General features: G+C 69.3%; 14 protein-coding genes. 5 read left to right on the top strand and 9 right to left on the bottom strand.

Annotated elements, in window-relative coordinates:
• The first annotated feature begins 130 nt into the window (after positions 1-130).
• Positions 131-1,459, top strand: a complete 1,329-nt coding sequence (locus tag DFP88_RS07315; protein ID WP_110813789.1) for a replication-associated recombination protein A — start codon at positions 131-133, stop codon at positions 1,457-1,459.
• Between the two features lie 88 nt (positions 1,460-1,547).
• Here DFP88_RS07315 and DFP88_RS07310 read toward each other — a convergent pair whose 3' ends face one another.
• From DFP88_RS07310 to DFP88_RS07290, 5 genes are all read right to left on the bottom strand, one after another.
• On the bottom strand, positions 1,548-3,557 hold the full coding sequence (locus DFP88_RS07310; RefSeq protein ID WP_110813788.1) for a M3 family metallopeptidase: 2,010 nt from the start codon (positions 3,555-3,557) through the stop codon (positions 1,548-1,550).
• A 110-nt stretch (positions 3,558-3,667) separates the two neighbouring features.
• Positions 3,668-4,594 (bottom strand): electron transfer flavoprotein subunit alpha/FixB family protein, encoded by a 927-nt coding sequence (locus tag DFP88_RS07305; RefSeq protein ID WP_110813787.1) that lies wholly within the window; start codon positions 4,592-4,594, stop codon positions 3,668-3,670.
• Entirely contained in the window at positions 4,594-5,352 is a 759-nt protein-coding gene (locus tag DFP88_RS07300) for an electron transfer flavoprotein subunit beta/FixA family protein (protein ID WP_110813786.1), read from the bottom strand. The genes DFP88_RS07305 and DFP88_RS07300 overlap by 1 nt, the downstream gene beginning before the upstream one ends.
• 122 nt (positions 5,353-5,474) lie before the next feature.
• Positions 5,475-6,449: an NAD(P)H-quinone oxidoreductase gene (locus DFP88_RS07295; protein ID WP_425450824.1), complete on the bottom strand. Its 975-nt coding sequence runs from the start codon at positions 6,447-6,449 to the stop codon at positions 5,475-5,477.
• A 2-nt stretch (positions 6,450-6,451) separates the two neighbouring features.
• Positions 6,452-7,141, bottom strand: a complete 690-nt coding sequence (locus DFP88_RS07290; RefSeq protein ID WP_110813784.1) for a COQ9 family protein — start codon at positions 7,139-7,141, stop codon at positions 6,452-6,454.
• A 135-nt stretch (positions 7,142-7,276) separates the two neighbouring features.
• Here DFP88_RS07290 and rpsU point away from each other — a divergent pair, with 135 nt between their 5' ends.
• Positions 7,277-7,483: a 30S ribosomal protein S21 gene (gene rpsU / locus DFP88_RS07285; protein ID WP_110813783.1), complete on the top strand. Its 207-nt coding sequence runs from the start codon at positions 7,277-7,279 to the stop codon at positions 7,481-7,483.
• Positions 7,484-7,664: 181 nt separating this feature from the next.
• Here the strand turns inward: rpsU and DFP88_RS07280 are convergent, their stop codons facing one another.
• Positions 7,665-9,113 (bottom strand): aldehyde dehydrogenase family protein, encoded by a 1,449-nt coding sequence (locus tag DFP88_RS07280; protein ID WP_110813782.1) that lies wholly within the window; start codon positions 9,111-9,113, stop codon positions 7,665-7,667.
• Between the two features lie 144 nt (positions 9,114-9,257).
• Here DFP88_RS07280 and DFP88_RS07275 point away from each other — a divergent pair, with 144 nt between their 5' ends.
• From DFP88_RS07275 to DFP88_RS07270, 3 genes are read left to right on the top strand one after another with little or no spacing between them, the layout of a single operon-like run.
• Complete coding sequence (locus DFP88_RS07275) at positions 9,258-9,911, top strand: peroxiredoxin (RefSeq protein WP_110813781.1); 654 nt, start codon at positions 9,258-9,260, stop codon at positions 9,909-9,911.
• 3 nt (positions 9,912-9,914) lie between these two features.
• Entirely contained in the window at positions 9,915-10,793 is an 879-nt protein-coding gene (locus DFP88_RS17015) for a glycosyl transferase (RefSeq protein WP_181418585.1), read from the top strand.
• The gene (locus DFP88_RS07270) at positions 10,790-11,653 is read left to right on the top strand and encodes a glycosyltransferase family 8 protein (RefSeq protein WP_181418584.1); all 864 of its coding nucleotides are present in this window, start codon (positions 10,790-10,792) and stop codon (positions 11,651-11,653) included. The genes DFP88_RS17015 and DFP88_RS07270 overlap by 4 nt, the downstream gene beginning before the upstream one ends.
• On the opposite strand, the gene DFP88_RS07265 is transcribed toward DFP88_RS07270, so the two are convergent.
• From DFP88_RS07265 to pnp, 3 genes are all read right to left on the bottom strand, one after another.
• Positions 11,650-12,234 (bottom strand): L,D-transpeptidase, encoded by a 585-nt coding sequence (locus DFP88_RS07265; protein WP_110813779.1) that lies wholly within the window; start codon positions 12,232-12,234, stop codon positions 11,650-11,652. The genes DFP88_RS07270 and DFP88_RS07265 overlap by 4 nt on opposite strands.
• Positions 12,235-12,395: 161 nt before the next feature.
• The gene (locus DFP88_RS07260; RefSeq protein WP_110813778.1) at positions 12,396-13,061 is read right to left on the bottom strand and encodes a L,D-transpeptidase; all 666 of its coding nucleotides are present in this window, start codon (positions 13,059-13,061) and stop codon (positions 12,396-12,398) included.
• Positions 13,062-13,326: 265 nt separating this feature from the next.
• A complete protein-coding gene (pnp, locus tag DFP88_RS07255; RefSeq protein ID WP_110814183.1) occupies positions 13,327-15,468 on the bottom strand; it encodes a polyribonucleotide nucleotidyltransferase in 2,142 nt (713 codons plus the stop codon).
• Positions 15,469-15,658 lie beyond the last annotated feature (190 nt).

The following is a 15,658-nucleotide window of genomic DNA, read 5'->3' as shown; positions in this document are numbered from 1 at the left end:
ACGCGGCGCCGTCGAAAGCGTGGCGCCGCCTGGATCGGTAGTCCGGCCCCGCGACACTGTCCAGCGTGCCCGCGGCGGGGCCGCCTCTCGCCCCTTCCGGCCGCGCCCGTTCGGCCCTAGATGTCGGGGCATGGCCGATCTCTTCGACAGCACGCCGCAGCCCGCCCCCTCCCGCCCCGACGCCTCTGCCGCGGCGCCGCGGCCGCTGGCCGACCGGCTGCGCCCGCGCGCCCTGACCGAAGTGATCGGCCAGGCCCATGTCCTGGGCCCAGAGGCGCCGCTGGGCGCGATGCTGGCCTCGGGGGCGCTGTCCTCGCTGGTCTTCTGGGGGCCGCCGGGGGTGGGCAAGACCACCATCGCCCGCCTGCTGGCCGATGCCACCGACCTGCACTTCGTGCAGATCAGCGCGATCTTCACCGGCGTCCCGGAACTGCGCAAGGTCTTCGAAGCGGCCAAGATGCGCCGCGGCCAGGGCCGCGGCACCCTGCTTTTCGTCGACGAGATCCACCGCTTCAACAAGGCGCAGCAGGACAGCTTCCTGCCGCATATGGAGGACGGCACCATCCTCCTCGTCGGCGCGACGACCGAGAATCCCTCCTTCGAGCTGAACGCCGCGCTCCTGAGCCGCGCGCAGGTCCTGGTGCTGGAGCGGCTGGATCTGGCGGACCTCGAACGCCTCGCCCAGCGCGCCGAGCAGGAGCTGCGGCGCAGCCTGCCGCTCGATGGCTCCGCCCGCGACGCGCTGCTGGAGATGGCCGATGGCGACGGGCGGGCGCTCTTGAACCTGATCGAGCAGGTCGCCGCCTGGAAGCTGGACAAGCCGCTGGGGCGCGAGGCGCTGACAACCCGGCTGACCCGCCGCGCCACGAAATACGACAAGTCCGGCGACGAGCATTACAACCTGATCTCGGCGCTGCACAAATCGGTCCGCGGCTCGGACCCCGATGCCGCCATCTACTGGCTGGCGCGGATGCTGACGGGGGGCGAGGATCCGCGCTACCTGGCGCGGCGCATCCTGCGCATGGCGATCGAGGATATCGGCCTCGCCGATCCGCAGGCCCAGACCCTCTGCCAGCACGCCTGGGAGACCTATGAACGCCTCGGCAGCCCCGAGGGAGAGCTGGCGCTGGGCCAGGCGGTCATCTACCTCGCCCTCGCGCCGAAATCGAATGCCGGCTACGTCGCCTACAAGGCCGCCATGGCCGAGGCGAAGAAATCCGGCTCCGAGCCGCCGCCCAAGCATATTCGCAACGCCCCGACGAAGCTGATGAAGGAGCAGGGCTACGGCGCGGGCTATGCCTACGACCACGACCAGGAAGACGCCTTCTCGGGCCAGAACTACTTCCCCGAGACGATGAAGCGCGGGGTCTATTACCTGCCCGTCGACCGCGGCTTCGAGCGCGACCTGAAGAAACGCGTCGATTTCTTCGCGAACCTGCGCGCCAAGAAGGGCGGCTGACGCCCCCCCCCTTCTTCCCCGCCCCCCTTCTTCTCTTTGCAAATATCCCGGGGGGTCCGGGGGGCTGCCCCCCCGGCCCCTGCCGCGCTCAGGCCGGCTCGGCCAGAAGCCCCCGCCCCTTCAGCAGCGCCTCGACCCCCGGCATCCGCCCGCGGAAGGCCTCATACAGCGCCGCCGCCTCCTCCGAGCCCCCGCGCGAGAGGACATGCGCCTCGAGCTTGGCCGCAAGCTCCGCGTCGAAGGGATCGCCCGCCTCGCGGAAGGCCTCGAAGGCATCGGCATCCATCGTCTCGGACCAGAGGTAGCTGTAGTAGCCGGCGGAATAGCCGTCGCCCGAGAAGACATGCTGGAAATGCGGCGTGGCGTGGCGCATCCGGATCGCATGGGGCATGCCGATGCCGTCGAGGATCTCGGCCTGCCGCTGCATCGGATCGCTGGGCGCAGGCGCATCGTGGAATTCGAGGTCCACGAGCGCGGAGGCGACGTTCTCGACCGTCTGGAACCCCATGTCATGGGTATTGGCCGCCAGCAGCCGCTCCATCATCGCCTCGGGCAGCGGCTCTCCGGTCTCGGCATGGGTGGCGAAGCGCTGCAGAAGCTCGGGCACTTCCAGCCAATGCTCGTAAAGCTGGCTGGGCAGCTCCACGAAGTCGCGCGCGACCGAGGTGCCCGAGATGCTCTCGTAGGTCACGTCGGACAGCATCTGGTGCAGCGCATGGCCGAACTCGTGGAACAGCGTGCGCGCATCGTCGAAGGATAGAAGCGCCGGCTGCCCGGCCTCGGGCGCGGCAAAGTTGCAGACATTGACGACCACGGGGCGGGTCTCGCCCTCGGCCCGGCTTTGCGACCGCGACGCCATGCACCAGGCGCCCGAGCGCTTGGGCGGGCGGGCGAAGTAATCGGCGATGAAGACGGCGATATGCTGCCCCTCGCGCGTCACCTCCCAGGCCTTGCAATGCGGATCCCAAAGGTCCGGCTCGATGGCCCGGAACGAGAGGCCAAACAGCCGCCCGGCGGTCCAGAAGGCCGCCTCGACCATGCGGTCGAGCTGGAAATACGGCTTGAGCACCGCCTCGTTGAGGTCGTGGCGCTGCTGGCGCAGCCGCTCCGCGTAGTAGCGCCAATCCCAGGGTTCGAGCGGGCCGCTCTCGCCATCCTCGGCGAGCATCGCCTCCATCTCGGCGGCATCCTCGAGGGCGGCGGCGCGGGCCGGGGTCCAGATCGCGTGCAGCATCTCGCGCACGGCCTCGGGGCTGCCGGCCATCTGCGGCGCCAGCTTCCAGGCGGCGAAGCTGTCGAAGCCCAGAAGCCGCGCCCGCTCCTCGCGCAGGGCCAGCGTCTCGGCGACGATGCCGCGGTTGTCGGTCTCGCCGGGATGCTCGCCGCGGCTGACCCAGGCCTCGTAGGCGCGGCGCCGCAGGGCGCGGTCGGGCGAGAATTGCAGGAAGGGCACGATGACGCTGCGCGACAGCGTCAGCACGGGCCGCCCCTCGCCCGCCGCGCGCAGGGCGGCGAGGGCGAAATCGGGCAGGCCTGTCAGGTCCTCTGGCGACAGCTCAAGCCGCCAGCCGCTTTCGTCGGCAAGGACGTTCTGCGCGAACTGCGTGCCCAGCACCGAGAGCCGGCCCTTGATCTTTGCCATGCGCGCGGCGTCCTCGCCGGTCAGCTGCGCGCCCTGGCGGACGAAGTTGCGGTGGGTCAGGTGCAGGACGCGGGCCTGCTCCTCCATCAGGCCCAGGCTCTCGCGGTCCTGCCACAGCGCTTCGATCCGCGCGAAAAGCGCGGCATTGCCGATGATCTCTGAGCCGAGGGCCGCGAACTTGGGCTCATACTCGCGCTCGATCGCCTGGCGGGCCGGCGTCTGGTCCGGCACGGCGTAGAAGGCGCCGGTGATCCGCGAGAGGGTGCGATCCGACAGCTCGAGCGCGTGGATCGTGTTCTCGAAGCTCGGCGCCTCGGAATTCTCGGCGATCCGCGCGACTTCGGCGCGCGCCTCGTCCATCGCCGCATCGAAGGCGGGGGCCCAGGCGTCGTCGTCGATCTTGCCCCAGGGGGGCAGGCCGAAGTGGCTGGTCCAGGGGTCTGTCAAAGAGGTCATGCTGCGCTCCGCTGTCTGGCGGAGGGCCGGGGGCCAGCCCCGCCGCCACCGGCCTCAACGCCAGTGGCGGGCCGATGGCGCCCCCCGGAGTATTTAACGAGCCATGAGGGTCAGAGCTTTTCCGTCAGCTCCGGCACCATGGTGAAAAGATCGCCGACAAGGCCGTAATCGGCGACCTGGAAGATCGGCGCCTCTTCGTCCTTGTTGATCGCGACGATCACCTTGCTGTCCTTCATCCCGGCAAGGTGCTGGATCGCACCGGAAATACCGACGGCGACGTAGAGCTCGGGGGCGACGACCTTGCCGGTCTGGCCGACCTGCCAGTCGTTGGGCGCATAGCCCGAATCGACGGCGGCGCGGCTGGCACCGACGGCGGCGCCCAGCTTGTCGGCCAGCGCCTCGATGATCGCGAAATCCTCTTTCGACCCGATGCCCCGCCCGCCGGAGACGACGATCCCGGCCGAAGTCAGCTCGGGCCGGTCAGAGGCGGCGACCTTGTCCTCGACCCATTCGGACAGGGCAGGATCGGTGCCGACCGGCACGCTGTCGATGGCGGCCTCGCCCCCCGTCGGCGCCGCGTCGAAGCCCGAGGTGCGGATCGTCATCACCTTGACCGGATCGCCGGATTTCACCGTCTGGATCGCGTTGCCCGCGTAGATCGGGCGGCGGAAGGTCTCGGCATCGTCGATGCCGATGACGTCGGACAGCACCATGACGTCGAGCAGCGCGGCGACGCGCGGCATGACGTTCTTGGCGTCGGTCGTCGCCGGGGCGGCGATATGGCTGTAGCCCTCGGCAAGGCTGACGATCAGCGCCGCGGTCGGCTCCGCCAGGCGGTGGCCGTAAAGCGGATCCTCGGCCGTCAGCACCTTGGTGACACCCTGGATCGTCGCCGCCTCCTTGGCCGCGCCCTCGACCTCGCCGCCGGCGCAGAGGACCGTGACCTCGCCCAGGCCAGCGACGGCGGAGACCGCCTTGGCCGTGGCATCCATGTTCAGGGCGCCGTCCGTCACTTCGGCAATCAGAAGAACAGCCATCACACCACCCCCAGGTCCTTGAGTTTCTCGACGAGGTCGTCGACCGACCCCAGCATCATCCCGGCCTTGCGGCTTTCGGGTTCAGCCACCGAGACCGTGGTCAGCCGCGGCGTGACATCGACGCCCAGATCGGCGGCGGTCTTCTCTTCGAGCGGCTTCTTCTTGGCCTTCATGATGTTCGGAAGCGAGGCATAGCGCGGCTCGTTCAGGCGCAGGTCGGCGCTGACGATGGCCGGCAGCTTGACCTTCACGGTCTGCAGACCGCCGTCGACCTCGCGGGTGACGGTGGCGGCATCGCCCTCGATCTCGACCTTGCTGGCGAAGGTCGCCTGGCTCCAGCCCAGAAGCGCGGCCAGCATCTGGCCGGTGGCGTTCATGTCGTTGTCGATCGCCTGCTTGCCGCAGAGGACGAGGCCCGGCTGCTCTTCGTCGACCACCGCCTTGAGCAGCTTGGCGACGGCCAGCGGCTCGATGTCCTGGGCGGGGTCCTCGGCGGCGGTGATCAGGATCGCGCGGTCGGCGCCCATGGCGAGGGCGGTCCGCAGCGTTTCCTGCGATTGCTTCACGCCGATCGAGACGACGACGACCTCTTCGGCGGCGCCCTTCTCCTTCAGGCGGATCGCCTCTTCGACGGCGATCTCATCGAAGGGGTTCATGCTCATCTTGACGTTGGCCAGGTCGACGCCGCTGCCGTCAGCCTTGACCCGGACCTTCACGTTGTAGTCGATCACGCGCTTGACCGGTACGAGAACCTTCATGAGCGCTGCCTCCAGAATTCCTTGCGTCCCCTCGAAGTGGTAGCGGCCCGCACCCATGGATGACAGGGCAAAACCGACCCAGCAGAGGGGCGCGACGTCACGAAAAAGGGCGCATCACCGCCTCAGGGCAGTTTCAGCACGATCTTCCCGATGTGGTCCGAGGTCTCGAGCCGGGCATGGGCGGCAGAGGCCTCGGCCAGGGGATATTCGCTGTCGATCAGCGGTGCGACCTGCCCCGCCGCGATCAGCGGCCAGACATGGGCGCGCAGCGCCTCGGCGATCTCGGTCTTGGCCGCCACGCTCTGCGGCCGCAGGGTCGAGCCGGTGAGGGTCGCGCGCTTCATCATCAGCGGCGCGAGGTTCACCTCTGTCCTTGCGCCCTGCAGGAAGGCGATCTGCACCAGCCGCCCGCCTGTCGCCAGCGCCGCGATGTTGCGCTGCACATAGGACCCGCCGACCATGTCGAGGATCACGTCGGCGCCGCCCTCGTCCTGCAGCAGCTGGACGAAATCCTCCTGCCGGTAGTTGATCGCGCGCTCGGCCCCGAGGCGGGTGCAGGCGGCGCATTTCTCGGCGCTGCCGGCGGTGGCGAAGACGCGGGCGCCCAGCGCGGTCGCGATCTGGATCGCCATGGTGCCGATGCCGGAGCTGCCGCCATGGACGAGAAAGCGCTCGCCCCCCTGCAGCCCGCCGCGCATGAAGACGTTGGACCAGACGGTGAAGGCCGTCTCCGGCAGGGCCGCGGCCTGCCGCAGGTCCAGCCCCTCGGGCACCGGCAGGCAATGGCCGGCGGGCGCCACGGCATGGCCGGCGTAACCGCCGCCGGGCAGCAGCGCGCAGACGCTGTCGCCGATGGACCAGCCGGTTACGCCCTCGCCCAGGGCCACGATCTCTCCCGAGGCTTCGAGGCCCGGCAGGTCGCTGGCGCCGGGGGGCATGGGATACTGGCCGGCCCGCTGCATCGCATCGGGGCGGTTGACCCCGGCGTAGGCCACGCGGATCAGCACCTCGCCCTGGCCGGGCTGCGGGATCTCGCGCTCGGCCAGGGTCAGCACCTCTGGCCCGCCGGGGCGGGCGATCTCGATCACCGGCATCATCGTCATGTCCAGCGCCCCGGAAGGCCGCCCGGCTGGCGCGGCGCGCGGATGTTGCGGGTCAGAAGGCCGAGGGCGCCGGTGACGGGGCGCAGCAGGGCGGAGTTCCGCGCCTTGGCCTTCGCGCCCTCGATCTGCATCACCCCGGCGATGCGGCGGTCGATGAAGGCGCGGGTCTCGGCGGCACCGGGGCTGTCGTCGCCCAGCCAGTAGAGCACGGTCGAGGACCAGACCGCAGAGAGCGTCGCCCGCTTGGAGTACCAGTTCACGTCGTCCGAGGTATCGCCCAGCGCGGACCAGATCGTATCGGCGGTGCCCCAGATCAGCGCCGCGCCCTCGCCCGCGTGCTGCGGCAGAGCGAAGAGGGCGGTAGAGCGGCGCACCTCCTCGCGGCCGGGCATCGCATCGAGGCGCAGTTTCAGCGCATGGGCGACGCGGTCGCTGTACTTCATCGCCGCGAAGTCGGCCTCGCGGATGGCGTGGCTCGCCTGCGCATCGCCCTGCCGGTGCAGCAGGGCGGCCAGCCCCGCCGCCCCCTTCGGCACCAGGGCCCGCGCCTCGGGCAGGGGGATGCCGGCATCGCGGGCGGCGGCGCGGAAGGCCGCGTCGGACCAGCCGTCGAAGGGCACATGGGCGCGGATGGCGTCCAGAAGCCGAATGGCGGCGGGATCGGCGGGGATGTCGGACCGTGTCATGCTCGTCCTCCGGAGTGATGCCTGCGGCGCGGGCGCTGCCCGTTGCTGCAGCCTAGACAAGCGGGGAACGGTTTGATAGAGACGCGTGTTCCTGCCTGAGATCGAAACTTCAACTGGAAAGGTGGTGAAAACCACATGCAGGTTAGCGTTCGCGACAACAACGTGGATCAGGCGCTTCGCGCCCTGAAGAAGAAGCTGCAGCGCGAGGGCGTGTTTCGGGAAATGAAGCTGAAGCAGCATTTCGAGAAGCCGTCCGAGAAGAAAGCGCGTGAGAAGGCCGAGGCGATTCGCCGTCAGCGCAAGCTCGCTCGCAAGAAGCTGCAGCGCGAGGGCATGCTTTAAGCTCCGCGCTTCAGACCGGTCCATCGCGACCACTGCATTCGCAGGATGACCCCCGTGGCGCCGCCTCGGGGGTTTTTCGTTGCGCCTGTGTCCGGCGCGGCAGGGGGGCTGTCTGCCCCCCGGCGCCGCCGCTGGCGGCGCCTCCCCCCGAGGATATTTTCAAAGAGAAGAATGAGGGGCGTCAGCCCTCTGCCGCGCTGTCCCAGCCGGAGATCGCCTTGACCTGAAGGAATTCCTCGATCCCCCAGGTCCCGCCCTCTCGCGCGCCGCCAGAGGCCTTCATCCCGCCGAAGGGGCTGCCGGCGCCGCGCGACTGGCCGTTCATCTCGACCATGCCCGAGCGCAGCTGGCGGGCGAGGCGGTTGCGGCGGGCGCCGTCGCTGCTCTGGACGTAGTTGGTCAAGCCGTAGGGGGTGTCGTTGGCGATGGCGACGGCCTCTCCCTCGGTCTCGAAGGGGATGATCGACAGGACCGGGCCGAAGATCTCCTCCCGCGCGATGGTCATCTCGTTCGTCACATCGGCGAAGACCGTGGGCCGGACGAAGAAGCCGCGGTTGACGCCCTCGGGCAGGCCGGGCCCGCCGGCGACGAGGCGCGCGCCCTCGGCGATTCCCGTCTCGATCAGGGCCTGCACCTTGTCCCACTGCGCCTTGTTCACCAGCGGGCCGATATGGGCGCCGGGCGCGGAGGCCGGGGCGGTGCCCGTCGCCTCGGCGGTGCGGGCAGCGACCTCGATGGCCTCGTCGTAGAGGCTACGCTCGACCAGCATGCGCGTCGGGGCGTTGCAGGACTGGCCGGTGTTGTTGAAGCAGGAGCGGGCGCCGCGCTCCACCGCCTCGAGCCCGGCATCGGCGAAGACCAGGTTCGCGCCCTTGCCCCCAAGCTCCAGCGTCACGCGCTTGAGCGTCTCGGCGGCGGTGCGGCTGATCGCGCGGCCGGCGCGGGTCGAGCCGGTGAAGGAGATCATCGCCACGTCCGGATGCGCCGAAAGCTGTGTGCCCACCCCGGCGCCATCGCCGTTCACCAGATTGAAGACGCCCGGCGGGCAGCCGGCGTCATGCACGAACTCGGCAAAGAGCATCGAGGAGAGCGGCGCCTCTTCCGACGGCTTCAGCACCACGGTGCAGCCCGCGAGAAGCGCTGGGATCACCTTGAGCGTGACCTGGTTCATCGGCCAGTTCCAGGGCGTGATCAGGCCGACCACACCGATCGGCTCCAGCGCGATGCGGTCGTCCGGGGCATGGGGGCCGAGCGGGCGGATCCAGTCGATCTTGTCGAAGGCCTCGAGGAAGGCGGTCAGATGCTCGGGCAGGCATTCCGCCTGGCTGGAGCGGGCCATGTCGATCGGCGCCCCCATCTCGAGGCTGATCGCCTGCGCCATCTCTTCCTTGCGCGCCTCGTATTGCGCGAGGATGCCCTCGACCAGGCGCCGCCGCTCGGCCAGCGGGCTGATGGACCAAGAGGCAAAGGCGCGCTGCGCGGCGGCGACGGCGGTATCGGTATCGGCCTGCCCCCCAAGGCTGATGGTGGCGCAGGCCTCTTCGGTGGAGGGATCGATCACCGCGCAATCGCGCGGGGTCTGCGGCGGCACCCAGGCGCCGTCGATGTAGAAGTCTCGTTTGATCATCATCGCGGCATCCCCCGGGCGGTTTCGCGCAGAAGGTGCCATTCCGGCCGGGGCGCTGCAACGGGGTGGCATGCGCAGCCTGCGGGCTTATATGCGGAGGCGCCCCGCATCACGCGAGACGAGATTACCCTAGTGGGAGACCTAGCGATGGCACTGCGCATCAACGACACGATCCCCGACCTGACCGTCGAGACCGACCAGGGCAGCCTGTCCCTGCACGATTACATCGGCGGCAGCTGGGCCATCATCTTCAGCCACCCCAAGGATTTCACCCCCGTCTGCACCACCGAGTTCGGCGCCGTCGCCACGCTGGCCAAGGAATGGGCGGCCCGCGACGCCAAGCCGATCGGCGTCTCGGTCGACAGCGCCGAGGACCACAAGCGCTGGAAGGCCGATATCGAGAAGGCCGGCGGCAGCACGCCCGAGTTTCCGATGGTCGCCGACACCGACCTGAAGATGTCCAAGGCCTTCGACATGCTGCCCGCCGAGGCCTATCTTCCCGATGGCCGTACGCCTGCCGATACCGCGACCGTGCGTTCGGTCTTCATCGTCGGGCCGGACAAGAAGGTGAAGCTGTCGATGACCTACCCGATGACGGTGGGCCGCAACTTCGCCGAGGTGCTGCGTGCCCTCGACGCGCTGCAGCTGACCTCCTCCAAGGGCGTCGCCACCCCCGCCGACTGGACCGTCGGGCAGGACGTGATCGTGCCCGCCACCCTGTCGGACGAGGAAGCGACGGCCAAGTTCGGCGAGCTGGAGCATGTGCTGCCCTACCTGCGCAAGGCCAAGGTTCCGGCCTGACCGATGTCCGACAGGCCGCTGACGCGGCGCCTGATCCGGCTGGGCTTTCGCCTGCGAGGGATGGCCCGCGCCCATGACGAGGCGGCCTGGCCGCACCTGCGCCTTGCGCGCGATGCGGCGGGCGGGGGCGAGATCCTCTGGCGCGGGCGGCGCGCCGGGGGCCTCTCGCCCTTTGCCGATTTCGCGGAGGAGGCCGGCGAGAGCCTTGTGATCTTCGGCTCCGGCCCCTCGCTTCGCGGCCAGGCGGTGGAGCGGGTCGCGGCGCGCGAGGCGATGGTGCTGAACGGCGCACTCAGCCTCGTGCCGCGGCTGGGCGGGGCGCTGGCGGCGGTGATCGAGGACGAGCGCTTTGTCTGGCGCCATCACGCGATGATCGCGCAGCACCTGCCGCGAGACAGCTGGGCGCTGCTTTCGCCGGGCGCGCTGCGGGCGCTGCTCACGCTCGATCCGGCCTGGGCCGAGGACCGGCGCATCCTCCTGCTGGACGATCTGCGCAAGCCGCTGGGCGGCGCCCGGCGCGGTCTGGACGATCCCGCGCTTGCGCCGCACCTGCTACGGCAGGGCCAGGCCGCTCTGTCGCGCGATCCGGCGCGGGGCGTGATCATCAGCGGCACCGTGGCCACCAGCGCGCTGCAATGCGCGCTTGCAACCAGCGCCCGGCGCATCGGTCTGGCCGGCATCGACCTGTCGGATGCGCCGCGCTTTTACGAGACGGGCGGCGCCGCCTTTTCCGGCGTGGCGCAGGCGCAGGGGCGGATTCTGCCGCTCTTCGCCCTCGCGCGGGACGAGGCGGCGAAGCGCGGCATCGCGCTGACCTGCCATTCGCCGGTCTCCGCGCTGCTGGACATCGGCATCCCCTTCGACGACAGGCTGGCGGCATGACCCTGCCGCCCATCCAGATCGCCTATGTCACCGACATGGGCCTGTTTCGCCCCACGCTCCTGTCGATCCTCTCGGCGCTTGAGGCCGCCTCGGGGCCGATTGCCGTGCACCTCTTCGGACACGGGCTGACCGACACCGCCAGGGCCGAGGCGCAGCGCCGGGCAGAGGCGCTGGCGCCGGGGGCGCTGACCGTGCACCAACTCGATCCGGCGCTGCTGGCGCAGGCGCGCAGCCCCAAGGCGCATATCACGCCGGTCGCTCTGGGCCGGATGTTCCTGCCGCGGCTCCTCGAAGGGCGGGTGCTCTACCTCGATGGCGACACCCTCGTGACGGGGGACCTCTCGCCGCTTTTCGCGCTGGATCTTCAAGGCCGCCCAATGGGCGCCGTGCGCGACTACGTGGTGACGCGGCGCGCGGCGCGGCCTGCGCGGGCGGATCGCCTGCAGGGCACGGCGCAGCTCATGGCGCCGCATCCGGCGACGGATTACTTCAATTCCGGGGTCCTGCTGATGGACACCGCAGCCATCAAGGCCACCCCCGGTCTGGCCGAGGCGATGACCGACATGGAGGCCGCGGCGGGCTACGCCACGGTCGATCAGGACAGGCTGAACCTGCTGTTCAAGGGGCAGGTGCATCACCTGAACCCGGCCTGGAACTGCTCCTGGGGGCGCGTCGGGCGCCAGCACCGGCAGATGCGCGGGCTCGACCCCTCGGCGCAGGAAAGCGAGGCCCTGGCCCCGCGGGTCCTGCACTTTCACGGGCCGCACAAGCCATGGGGGCCCCTGCGGCTGGCCGCGCTGCGGCGGGGGCCTGCGGCGGTGCTGCGTTACCGGCGGGCCGAGCGTCGGTTGATGGGCTAGCTGACCACGACCCGCGTGCCAACAGGCACCCGGCTGTAGAGATCCATCGCATGCTCGTTCACCAGGCGGATGCAGCCCGAGGAAAAGCTCTGCCCCATGGTCCAGGGCTGCGGCGTGCCGTGGATGCGGTACATCGTGTCGCGATTGCCCTGGTACATGTAGAGGGCCCGCGCCCCGAGGGGGTTCCACTCGTGCCCGCCCGGCAGGCCGCCGGCATAGGGGCCGTAAACCTCGGGCTCGGCGCGGATCATGTTGCGCGTCGGCGTCCAGCGCGGCCATTCCGCCTTGCGCCCGACCCGCGCCTCGCCCTGAAAATTTCGGCCCGCGGCACCGACGGCGATCAGGTAGCGGATCGCCCGCCCCTCGCCCAGGGTCCAGTAAAGGCGGCGTTCAGCAGTATCGACGTAGATCAGCCCGGCTGGCGCATCGGCATTGATGTCGACCACGCGCGGTCGCCAGCTTTCGGGGATGTCGAAGGGCCGCTGCGACATCACCTGCGCGGCAGCCGGCGCGGCAGCCAGACCGGCGGCGGCGGCCCCGCCGGCCAGAAAGGCGCGACGGCCGATGTTCGATCCTGTCATGGTATCCTGTCCCCTCCCTCGCGTCCGGGCCTGCTCTGCCCAAGGATTCTGCGTCATCCCTTAAGGCAGCTTTAACAGCCCAGGGGTGCGAGGGGCATCACGAATAGGAAACGCCGCGCCGGCCCATCGGCCGCCGCGGCGCTGAACCTTTCGGCCTGGACTTAGTAGGCGAAGGCGCGGGCGCCAATCGGCACCCGGTTGTACAGGTCGATCACGTGGCTGTTGTACATGCGGAAGCAGCCGTTCGAGGCCGACTTGCCGATGCTGGCCGGCGAGGTCGTGCCATGCACGCGGATCGCCGTGTCCCGGTCGCCCTGGTAGAAATAGAGCGCACGGGCGCCCAGCGGGTTCTCGGGGCCGCCGGGCATGCCGTCGGCGTACTGCTCGTAATGCTCGGGGTCGCGCTCGATCATGTCGGGGGTCGGGGTCCAGCTGGGCCATTCGACCTTGCGCTTGATCGTCGCGCTGCCGGACCAGCCCAGACCCTCCTGCCCGACGGCGACGCCGTAGCGGATGGCGCGGTTGCCCGGCAGGGTGAAATACAGGTGGTATTCCTGCGGGACGATGTGGATCTGGTTCGCCGCGAGGCCGCGGGTCGGCACCACGACGGCCTGGTACTGCGGCGGGATCTGGTAGCCGTCCTGCACGGTCGGCGGCAGATCGATGACGGGCTCGGGCTGCGCGGCGGCGGCCTGCCGCTGGGGCGCGGGGGCCGGGGCCCCGGCGAAATCGGTCATCGCCGGCAGGGTCGCGGATTGCGCGCGCAGGACGGCGGGGGCCGCGATCGCGGCGGCTGTCGAAGCGATAAGATGGCGCCGTGTGAACATCGGGTTCCCTCGTCTGACTTGCGCTCAGCAGCGCTTTCGGCGGGCCTGCTGAGGGCCCGTGATCCCGCCACAGCTAAGCCGGGCGCCCGGTCACATCAAGCCCGGAAGCCCCCGCCCTGCCCGCGATCCCCGGCCCTGATGCCCTGATGGCCCCACGTTGCCGTGAGCCATGGCCAAACCCGCGCGCCAAGAGAGCCGGCAGCCGAAGACGAAAAAGGCCCCCGAAGTCTCCTTCGGGGGCCTTTCGGACGGGGAAACCCTGGCCTTACTCGGCCGCGGCTTCTTCCTCGTCCTTCTTCATCTCTTCGCCGGTCTCCTGATCGACGATCTTCATCGACAGGCGCACCTTGCCGCGATCGTCGAAGCCCAGCAGCTTGACCCAGACCTCCTGGCCTTCCTTCAGCACGTCGGAGGGGTGGTTCAGGCGGCGGTTCTCGATCTGGCTGACGTGCACGAGGCCGTCACGCTTGCCGAAGAAGTTCACGAAGGCGCCGAAATCGACCAGCTTGACGACCGTGCCCTTGTAGACCTTGCCCTCTTCCGGCTCTGCCACGATCGAGTAGATCATGTCGTAGGCCTTCTGGATGGCCTCGCCGTTGGCGCTGGCGATCTTGATGACGCCGTCGTCGTTGATGTCGACCTTGGCACCCGAAACCTCGACGATCTCGCGGATGACCTTGCCGCCCGAGCCGATGACTTCGCGGATCTTGTCCTGCGGGATCGTCATCGTCTCGATCCGCGGGGCATGGACCGAGAACTGGCCGACGCCGGAGACCGACTTGTTCATCTCGCCCAGGATGTGCATCCGGCCGGCCTTCGCCTGCTCGAGCGCCTTTTCCATGATCGCGGGCGTGATGCCGGCCACCTTGATGTCCATCTGAAGGCTGGTGATGCCCTCTTCGGTACCGGCGACCTTGAAGTCCATGTCGCCGAGGTGATCCTCGTCGCCCAGGATGTCGGTCAGAACGGCCCAGGAGCCGTCGTCTTCCAGCACCAGGCCCATGGCGACACCGGCGACGGCGGCCTTGAGCGGCACGCCGGCATCCATCATCGCGAGGCTGCCACCGCAGACCGAGGCCATGGAGGAGGAGCCGTTGGATTCCGTGATCTCCGACACCAGGCGAATGGTGTAGGGGAAGTCGGTGTTCGCCGGCAGCACCGCCTGAAGCGCGCGCCAGGCCAGCTTGCCGTGGCCGATCTCGCGGCGGCCGGGGGAGCCGACGCGGCCCACTTCACCCACCGAGTACGGGGGGAAGTTGTAGTGCAGCAGGAAGTTCGACTTCGAGGTGCCTTCCAGCGCGTCGATGAACTGCTCGTCATCGCCGGTGCCCAGCGTGGTCACGACCAGCGCCTGCGTCTCGCCCCGGGTGAACAGGGCCGAGCCATGGGTGCGCGGCAGCAGGCCGGTCTGCACGTCGATCGAGCGGACCTGGTCGAGGGCGCGGCCGTCGATGCGGCGACCGTTCTTGACCACGTCACCGCGCAGCACGGTCGATTCCAGCTTCTTGAGGGCGGCGCCGAGGTTCGGATCGGCCTGCTCCTCTTCGGAGAGCCCCTCGATCAGCTCCTTCTTCAGGGCGGCGACGGCACTCGTCCGCTCCTGCTTGTCGGAGATGGCGTAGGCGTCGCGCATCTTCTGCTCGCCGGCGGATTTCACCTTGTCGTAGAGACCGCTGTAATCCGGCGGGGTGAAATCGAAGGGCTCTTTCGCGCAATCCTCGGCCAGGTCGATGATCAGGTCGATCACCGGCTGGATCTGCTCGTGCGCGAAGGTGACGGCGCCCAGCATCTCGGATTCGGTCAGCTCGTAGGCTTCCGATTCGACCATCATCACGGCGTCCTGCGTGCCGGCGACGATCAGGTCGAGGCGCTGCTCGGGGTTCGTGCGGATGCCGTCCAGATCGTCGATCGTCGGGTTCAGCACGTATTCGCCGCCGGTGTAGCCGACGCGGCAGCCGGCGATCGGGCCCATGAAGGGCACGCCCGAGATCGTCAGCGCGGCCGAGGCGGCGATCATCGCGACGATGTCGGGATCGTTGACCAGATCGTGGCTCAGCACGGTGCACATCACCAGCACTTCATGCTTGAAGCCGGGAACGAAGAGCGGGCGGATCGGGCGGTCGATCAGGCGCGCGGTCAGCGTCTCCTTCTCGGACGGGCGCGCCTCGCGCTTGAAGAAGCCGCCGGGGATCTTGCCGGCCGCGTAGTATTTTTCCTGGTAGTGCACGGTCAGGGGGAAGAAGTCCTGGCCCGGCTTCGGCGCCTTGGCGAAGGTGACGTTGGCCATGACGGAGGTCTCGCCCAGCGTGGCGATGACCGAGCCGTCGGCCTGACGCGCGACCTTACCCGATTCCAGGGTCAGCGTCTCTTCGCCCCACTGGATCGATTTTTTCGTTTCGTTGAACATCATGCGATTCCTATCTGGGACGCTGGCAGAGCCCTCCCTGCCGTCCCTCATTGCGTGGCGGCCGTATTGCCGCCGCCCCTCCATTGTCTCATGCGCCAGGGGCCGGACGCGCCGTTCGAGATGGCGGGGCCATACAGCAAAGCCGGCCCTGAGGGAAGCGGTGCGCTGAGAGGGCCAAAGCGCAGGCGGA

It is taken from the genome of Pseudoroseicyclus aestuarii (genome assembly GCF_003217255.1).
Classification (GTDB): domain Bacteria; phylum Pseudomonadota; class Alphaproteobacteria; order Rhodobacterales; family Rhodobacteraceae; genus Pseudoroseicyclus; species Pseudoroseicyclus aestuarii.
Note: the sequence above shows the minus strand (reverse complement) of the source record. Positions and strands in the feature narration are given on the sequence as shown.

What these genes read in the sequence shown, in the direction of transcription:
- rpsU (WP_110813783.1), top strand. Translation starts at nt 7,277, where the DNA reads ATGCAGGTTAGCGTTCGCGACAACAACGTGGATCAGGCGCTTCGCGCC.
- DFP88_RS07315 (WP_110813789.1), top strand. Translation starts at nt 131, where the DNA reads ATGGCCGATCTCTTCGACAGCACGCCGCAGCCCGCCCCCTCCCGCCCC.
- DFP88_RS07275 (WP_110813781.1), top strand. Translation starts at nt 9,258, where the DNA reads ATGGCACTGCGCATCAACGACACGATCCCCGACCTGACCGTCGAGACC.
- pnp (WP_110814183.1), bottom strand. Translation starts at nt 15,468, where the DNA reads ATGTTCAACGAAACGAAAAAATCGATCCAGTGGGGCGAAGAGACGCTG.
- DFP88_RS17015 (WP_181418585.1), top strand. Translation starts at nt 9,915, where the DNA reads ATGTCCGACAGGCCGCTGACGCGGCGCCTGATCCGGCTGGGCTTTCGC.
- DFP88_RS07295 (WP_425450824.1), bottom strand. Translation starts at nt 6,449, where the DNA reads ATGATGCCGGTGATCGAGATCGCCCGCCCCGGCGGGCCAGAGGTGCTG.
- DFP88_RS07270 (WP_181418584.1), top strand. Translation starts at nt 10,790, where the DNA reads ATGACCCTGCCGCCCATCCAGATCGCCTATGTCACCGACATGGGCCTG.
- DFP88_RS07305 (WP_110813787.1), bottom strand. Translation starts at nt 4,594, where the DNA reads ATGGCTGTTCTTCTGATTGCCGAAGTGACGGACGGCGCCCTGAACATG.
- DFP88_RS07310 (WP_110813788.1), bottom strand. Translation starts at nt 3,557, where the DNA reads ATGACCTCTTTGACAGACCCCTGGACCAGCCACTTCGGCCTGCCCCCC.
- DFP88_RS07280 (WP_110813782.1), bottom strand. Translation starts at nt 9,113, where the DNA reads ATGATGATCAAACGAGACTTCTACATCGACGGCGCCTGGGTGCCGCCG.
- DFP88_RS07260 (WP_110813778.1), bottom strand. Translation starts at nt 13,061, where the DNA reads ATGTTCACACGGCGCCATCTTATCGCTTCGACAGCCGCCGCGATCGCG.
- DFP88_RS07265 (WP_110813779.1), bottom strand. Translation starts at nt 12,234, where the DNA reads ATGACAGGATCGAACATCGGCCGTCGCGCCTTTCTGGCCGGCGGGGCC.
- DFP88_RS07290 (WP_110813784.1), bottom strand. Translation starts at nt 7,141, where the DNA reads ATGACACGGTCCGACATCCCCGCCGATCCCGCCGCCATTCGGCTTCTG.
- DFP88_RS07300 (WP_110813786.1), bottom strand. Translation starts at nt 5,352, where the DNA reads ATGAAGGTTCTCGTACCGGTCAAGCGCGTGATCGACTACAACGTGAAG.